Consider the following 6941-nt stretch of genomic DNA (forward strand, 5'->3'; position numbering starts at 1 on the left):
AGTCTACATGTTTAATATTCGCACTACTTGATTGGAGCTGGCGTTGTCCCTAGGGTCATCCACACCAGCCGCCCCATTGAAGCGGCCTCCTAAGGTCGCGGCAATTATTGCGGCCATCATTGCCGTCCTCTTATTCTTCGGCCCCATGCTCGTGGGCATGTACACGGATTGGAGGTGGTTTGGCTCCATTGATTACCGCAGTGTTTTCACCACCGCGATTATTGCGCGCATAGTCCTCTTTATCATCTTCGGGCTCGTTGCTGCCGCAGTAGTGTGGGCAGCCGGGTTCTTTGCTTGGCGCGGCCGCCCCGATTCCCTGGATATGGGGGATTTGAATTCGCCGGTCTATCAGTACCGCCAGTCCATTGAGAAGTCCATGGGCGTGCTGTTCAAGGTCATCCCGGCCATCGTGGGCATCATCGCCGGTTTCATCGGCCAGTCCCACTGGCGCGATGTGATGCTATTCCTCAACGGCCAGGACTTTGGCGTGCAGGACCCCCAATTCCACCACGACTTGGGCTTTTATGCCTTTAGCCTGCCCGTATTGCAGATGGTGGTCAGCACCCTGTCCATCCTGCTCGTGCTCGCTTTCCTCATTGCCCTGTTCGGCCACTACATCTTGGGAGGAATCCGCATTGGCAATAAAGCCGCTGGGGTGCGCGGCTCCATCTCTCGCGCGGCACGCCTGCAGCTAGCCATTACGGCTGGTCTGTGGATGGTGGCCCAAGTCGCCGGCTACTGGCTGGAGCGCTACGGGCTGCTGTATTCCGAGCACGACCTATTTACCGGTGGTTCCTACACGGATATCCACGCCTACCTGCCTGCCAAGATCATTTTGATGATCATCGGCGTTTTCGTCGCCATTGCGTTGTTTATGGCCATCGTCATTAAAGACCTGCGCATCCCTGGCCTCGCCGTTGTGTTGATGCTCGCGTCCTCCCTGATTATCGGCCAGGCATGGCCGCTGCTGATGGAGCGCTTCTCGGTACAACCAAACCGCCAGGCCAAGGAAAACGAGTCCATTGCCCGCAATATTGAGTCCACGCGATTTGCCTATGGGCTTACCGATGACCACGTGACCTACAAGGAAAACTGGGGCGGCGATGACGTATCGGATGACAAGGTTGCCTCCGATAACGCCACCATCAATAACCTGCGCCTGCTGGATCCAGAGATTCTGTCACCGACGTTCACCCAGATGCAGCAGCTGAAGAACTTCTACGGTTTCCCAGAAACGCTGTCCATGGACCGCTACGAAATCGATGGCAAGTTGCGCGACTTTGTCGTTGCGGCCCGCGAGCTGGATCCGAACGAGCTGCGCGAAAACCAGTCCGACTGGATTAACCGCCACACCGTTTATACTCACGGCAATGGCTTCGTAGCTGCGCAGGCCAATACCGTGGATGAGGTCGCCCGCGATGCTGGTTCCGCCCGCGGTGGTTACCCCATCTTCACCGTTTCTGACCTGCAGACCCAAGCCGGCGAGTCCGAGGGTGAGGGCGAGACTCAAGACGCAGAGAAGTCCTTGGGCATTAAGGTAGACCAGCCCCGTATTTACTACGGCCCGGTCATCGCAAGCGCCGCCGATAACCTGGACTACGCCATTACCGGTACCACTGGTGAGAATCCGGTGGAATACGACACCGATAGCACCAACTACACCTATGACGGTGACGGTGGCGTTGAGATTGGCAATATCTTTGACCGCACCATGTACGCCGCCAAGTACCGCGAGCTGAACTTCCTGCTTTCGGATCGCGTGGGCAGCGAATCCAAGCTGCTCTATGACCGCGATCCTCGCGAGCGTGTGGAAAAGGTTGCCCCATGGTTGACCACTGATTCCGCTACCTACCCGGCCGTTATTGATGGCCACCTGAAGTGGATCGTTGATGGCTACACCACCCTGGACTCCCTGCCGTATTCGCAGCGTGCTTCGCTTTCCGATGCCACCCAGGACGCCCTCAACCCCGATGGCACCACCCAGCGCTTGGTCAATGACCAGGTGGGCTATATCCGCAACTCCGTGAAGGCGACCGTGGATGCCTATGACGGCAGCGTGGATCTTTACGAGTTCGATAAGGAAGACCCCGTGCTCAAGGCATGGGAAGGCGTCTTCCCGGATGTGGTCAAGTCGGAATCTGAAATCTCCGATGAGCTACGCGATCACTTCCGTTACCCAGAGGACATGTTCAAGGTGCAGCGCGACCTGCTAGCGCGCTACCACGTCGATGACCCGAACGTCTTCTTCAATAACGACGCCTTCTGGTCCGTGCCGAACGACCCGACCGCGGAGGAATCCCGTGATCTGAACCAGCCGCCGTACTACGTGATGGCTGCTGATCCGGAAACCGGCGATCCGAGCTTCCAGCTGACCACCTCGTACCGTGGTTTGAACCGTGAGTTCCTGTCCGCGCACATGGCGGTATCTTCCGATCCGGATACCTACGGCGATATCACCGTTCGCGTGCTGCCAACCAATACGCAGACCCAGGGTCCGAAGCAGGCGCAGGACGCCATGATGTCTTCTGACCAGGTTGCCCGAGACCGCACCCTGTGGGAGGGCACCAACGACCTGCACAACGGTAACTTGCTTGCCTTGCCGGTCGGTGGCGGCGAGATCCTCTACCTCGAGCCGATTTATTCGCAGCGCAAGGATCAGGCCTCCGCCTTCCCGAAGCTCCTGCGCGTGCTCGTGTCCTACAAGGGCCGCGTGGGGTATGCACCGACTATCGGTGATGCCCTTGAGCAGGTGGGAATCGACGCAAAGTCCGCGCAAGACATCGAAGAGATTGAGGGCGATTCCGGCGACGATGATGCCGATAAATCCGAAGCCTCTACCGATAAGAAGGACGAGAAGAAGGAGTCTTCTGAGGAATCCACTCCGGCTTCGGCCCCTCGTTCCTCCGATGAAGCAGGCGCTATCGATGACATCAACAAGGCCCTGAAGGGCCTGGAAGATGCCCGCGACGGTTCCTTCGAAGAGTACGGCCGCGCCCTAGATGAGTTGGACAAGGCAGTTGAGTCCTACCAGAAGTCCGAGGGCTAAAACCTCCAACTTCTCGCACTCGAAACTCAGGAAATAAGGCACCTACCCAGGGGATTTGGGTAGGTGCCTTCCTGTCTGTATAGTTACAGAAGTCGCCGGGACAGAGCGAATACATTAAGTATTAACGCACTGTTCAAGCGCAGATGATGGAAGTCATCTCGACGCGGGGTGGAGCAGCTCGGTAGCTCGCTGGGCTCATAACCCAGAGGTCGTAGGTTCGAATCCTGCCCCCGCTACCAACTTCCAAGCCCCTACCAGTAGAAACGCTGGTAGGGGCTTTAGTTATTTCTCTTAAGGAGCACGTCCTGGGACTCAAATCGGGACTTTAGCGATGGCATTTTGTCACTTAAGCCGGTTTGGAAGTGATGCTGCCCTGCTGTGGAAGCTTAAAAATAAACGAAGGATCCTTGCTTCCACAGCAGGACAGCATAACCACTCCGGCGCCATCGAAGAACGCAGGAACAAAGACAAAGTTAATAGAGCGCGAAGATGGCAACCAGCTAGTTAGCACTAGTGATGGAGACGCCCCTTTGGAACTTTCTTTTGAGTTCTCAGATTCCTTTCTTGAAAAGCTTCCAAGCGGACACATTCTAGTACGTCCAGCAGAAGGTGAGGAACCTAGCGCATACATTGAACCTGCCTGGGCCAAAGACGTAGATGGAAACCAGGTAAATACTCATTTTTCAGTTGATGGAGATAAGATAATCCAGCACATCTCGTCGAGCCCTGCCGGCAAGCCGGTTATTTCAGATCCCTATATCCGAGACGTTCATGGCTGGGGAAAGAAAATCGGACAAGAGCTAGTCTTTTCCAAGGACGAGACGAGCGGGATCGTCATAGGAACTGCTTACTGCGCCGGTAAATTAGCAGGAGTTGGCCTAGGCTCTTGGCTAGCCAAAGGTGCGTGCGCAGGCGTTTCCGCAGTAGCAGGTCACGCCACTAATACAGGTCGATGCCTTACCATCCGAGCCCTCGGAGGAAAGTACTCCCCAAACATCGTATTCCCGTATGCAACTCGATGCTAGAATCTAGAATCAAGAAATACAGTTGCGCATTTCACCGTAAGTAGACATGGAAAATAGCCGAGTTCTAGTTTTAATTGGAATCACCCTAATTATTTGGTGCGCGCTATACAGGTACAGAAAAACTACCGCTAAATGGGTTTTATTGCAGCCTCTTTAAATACCTGCCTAGCGTTTGTCCTAGGCCTATCAGGATTTTTAGGTCTAGGACATGATTCCATCGATTTGTTGTCTCTAGTAAACGTATTTTTAAACACGTTTATATTGTTGGCCATAGGCCAGTCCCGCAATCGAAGTAAATCGACCCGCATTAAGGATGTATAAATCGATGTCCCCCGATCGCGACATTAACCCGCGCCAATTTTACTAACACACACCTAGCACCTGTTGCCGCCAAGCCAAGGAGATTCTCTGAAAGTATAGGCTTGGATGCAAGTAATATGATCTTTTATAGTTCCTGATTGTGCCCACATAGATTCCGTCCCAAACCTACCGTGTATCGGGCATTGAAGGTGCTATAGGTATACAAATCGTCGTACTGGTGTAAAGTTGGGTGGAGAGCAGTGAAGACTCAGTTTCTCATTCCCTGATGGCCGCTGCGTGTGGGCGTTGTTAGGCCGTCTCGAAGACCTGGTTGACGATCACCGCGTCCGGGTTCGGTTGCCTGTTGGCAAACATCGCGCCTTGCCCTTTCCGCAATGAGTGCATCGCCTCCATCCCTTTCAACGTCCGATATGCAGATGTCCGGTTCTTAAACGCGCCTTTCGGCCCGAGGATCCGCTTCAGCCGACCATGGTCGCCTTCCAGGATGTTGTTGAGGTATTTCACCTACCGGTGTTCCACTGTTGGCGGGCAGATTCCCTCTGACTTCAACTCGGCGATTGCCCTGGCAAGGCAGGGTGCTTTATCGGCGTTGATCACTCTGAGATACCCGGCTGATGCATTGGATCTGACGGCCTTGGCCAGGAAACACTTCGCTGCAGCCACGTTCTGCTTCGAAGAGAGGTAAAACTCCAAGGTCTGGCCACCGGCGGTGATCGCCCGATAGAGGCAGCACCACCTGCCGCCGATCCGGATATAGGTCCCATCCGCCCGCCAGGAACTGGCCTGCCAGTCAGGTACCTGCCGGTACCACCGTGTTTGCTGGTCCAGCTCAGGCGCGCATTTCTGGACCCAGCGGTAGATCCTGGTGTGATCGACCGGCACGCCCCGCTCGGTCCTCATTTCCTCCAGATCGCGGTAGCTCACCCCGTAGCGGCAGTACCACCCACTGCCCACAGAATGATGCCACGGGAAAAATGACAACCGGAGAAGATACCCATGGCTGTGACTATTTCACGTCGCCCTTCCTACTGCCCCAACTTTGCAACAGCACCTTTGTCTTTCGGGGAAAGGCACGGAGCCTGCTAATAGGCAGTTTTCACCCCGAGGATGTGACCGATCTCCCCGGGGCATCAACCTATGCGTGGGAGTTAATCCAATCAAGGGCAAAATTGGCTTGCATGATTGAAGTGCGGGCGTAGCTTGGAATGGCGGTGGTCGGTGCTGCTGCTTCCCCCGCAAATAGAACTCTGTTACCGGCCTGCGCAGTGCCCCAACCATTATTTAAAGGGGCACCGACCCAGCGAGAAGCGTTTGGCTTTATTTGACCAGGGAAAATTCCTTTGTTGTGTTTGATCCATCCGGGGTCCTCATAGCCACAGGCGCAAACTACCGCTTCGACTCGGTGAGAATTACCCGAAGCATCTTTTAGGTCCACAGCGTTTCGAGCTTGTTCCCCTGATCCCTGGCCGCGAGCTAGGACAAGGCTCCCTGCTTGAAAACCTTCTCGTAGGTTTTTCGCGCCTTGCACAGGCATGGCGGTCACGTAACGATGTATCCAATCTGATATCCCATTGAGGAGAGTCTGCCTTAGGGAGACTTTTAGAGGTGACCAGGTCTGATTGGCTAGGTCCACCATGCGACCGATCATTTTTTCCCATACAGAATAACCATTTTCAGCTAATTCATAGTCCAGCAGAAAACGATCAGTGCCATTCCTGGGGAGGGGCTCCCTAAGACGTCCCGGATACCAGCCGAGGGAGGTGGCGTGCTGAATGGCGTATTGTCTAAAATCCTCTACGCTGCGGGAGTGTGCACGGAACTCCTCTGCTGGTATTTCCTTTGGGGCGCTTAACTGAAGCGAAGTACGTACCCCGGGAAGCTGGCCGCTGGGGCTAAGCATAACTGCCTCCACCCCCTCAAATAACGCTAATCGTGCAGCGTCCACGGCAGAGAGGCCAGTCCCTAAAATACCGATGCGGGAAGTGGGATGGTTTTCTAGCCAGTGTGAAAAACTGGGGTCATAGGGGCTGGGGAAAACTGGGACCGTATCACGGTATGACTGGCAAGATGAAGGGACCCGTGCTGTTTTTCGGCCACCTGTGATGATGACGAAATCGGCTTTAAAGAGCCCGTGACGCGCAGTATGAATGAGGACAGGGGGTGCAGAATCTTCTACACAAATGACCGAATCGAGTACGTACTGAAGACGGTCATCGCAGCTGCCGCTCTCAGAGGGTAGAGCCTGTTGCAGGTAAGATCCGTACTTTTTTCTTGAAGAGAATACAGAACTGGACTCTCGCCTATTGTATCCCAGGAACTCCGCAAAATCATGTGGTTCCTCGACATCCAGCGACATTACTGAAGTACTTGTGTTACATAGCAAGCGTTTATCAACATGGCCAAAAGCAAGGTGCTTCTGAGGAGGTGTCGCGTCAAAAATAGTGAGTTCAATATGCGGGAAAGTAGAAGATACCCGTCGTGCGACCGCTGCAGCAGCGACCCCTGCGCCGATAACAGCAATTCGGGTCGTCATCACGCATCCTTTCCGG

General features: G+C 54.6%; 3 protein-coding genes, 1 tRNA gene and 1 pseudogene. 3 read left to right on the plus strand and 2 right to left on the minus strand.

Annotated elements, in window-relative coordinates; all coding sequences use genetic code 11:
• Nucleotides 1–76: 76 nt before the first annotated feature.
• The 3 genes from QP970_RS09685 to QP970_RS09695 all read left to right on the plus strand — a co-directional run bounded on the left by QP970_RS09685 (nt 77) and on the right by QP970_RS09695 (nt 4071).
• Nucleotides 77–3046 (plus strand): UPF0182 family protein, encoded by a 2970-nt coding sequence (locus QP970_RS09685; protein ID WP_284869888.1) that lies wholly within the window; start codon nt 77–79, stop codon nt 3044–3046.
• 162 nt (nt 3047–3208) lie between these two features.
• Nucleotides 3209–3285, plus strand: a tRNA-Met gene (locus QP970_RS09690).
• A 168-nt stretch (nt 3286–3453) separates the two neighbouring features.
• Nucleotides 3454–4071, plus strand: coding sequence for a hypothetical protein (locus QP970_RS09695; protein ID WP_156904658.1), 618 nt, complete (start codon nt 3454–3456; stop codon nt 4069–4071).
• Between the two features lie 609 nt (nt 4072–4680).
• Here QP970_RS09695 and QP970_RS09700 read toward each other — a convergent pair.
• Together QP970_RS09700 and QP970_RS09705 are read right to left on the minus strand one after the other, a co-directional pair.
• Nucleotides 4681–5390 (minus strand): annotated as a pseudogene (locus tag QP970_RS09700) (IS6 family transposase).
• 137 nt (nt 5391–5527) lie between these two features.
• The coding region (locus QP970_RS09705; protein WP_284869889.1) for an FAD/NAD(P)-binding protein at nt 5528–6941 on the minus strand (1414 nt) is incomplete at its 5' end.

The sequence above is a fragment of the Corynebacterium sp. MSK073 genome, assembly GCF_030232085.1.
In the GTDB taxonomy this organism is placed as follows: Bacteria; Actinomycetota; Actinomycetes; order Mycobacteriales; family Mycobacteriaceae; genus Corynebacterium.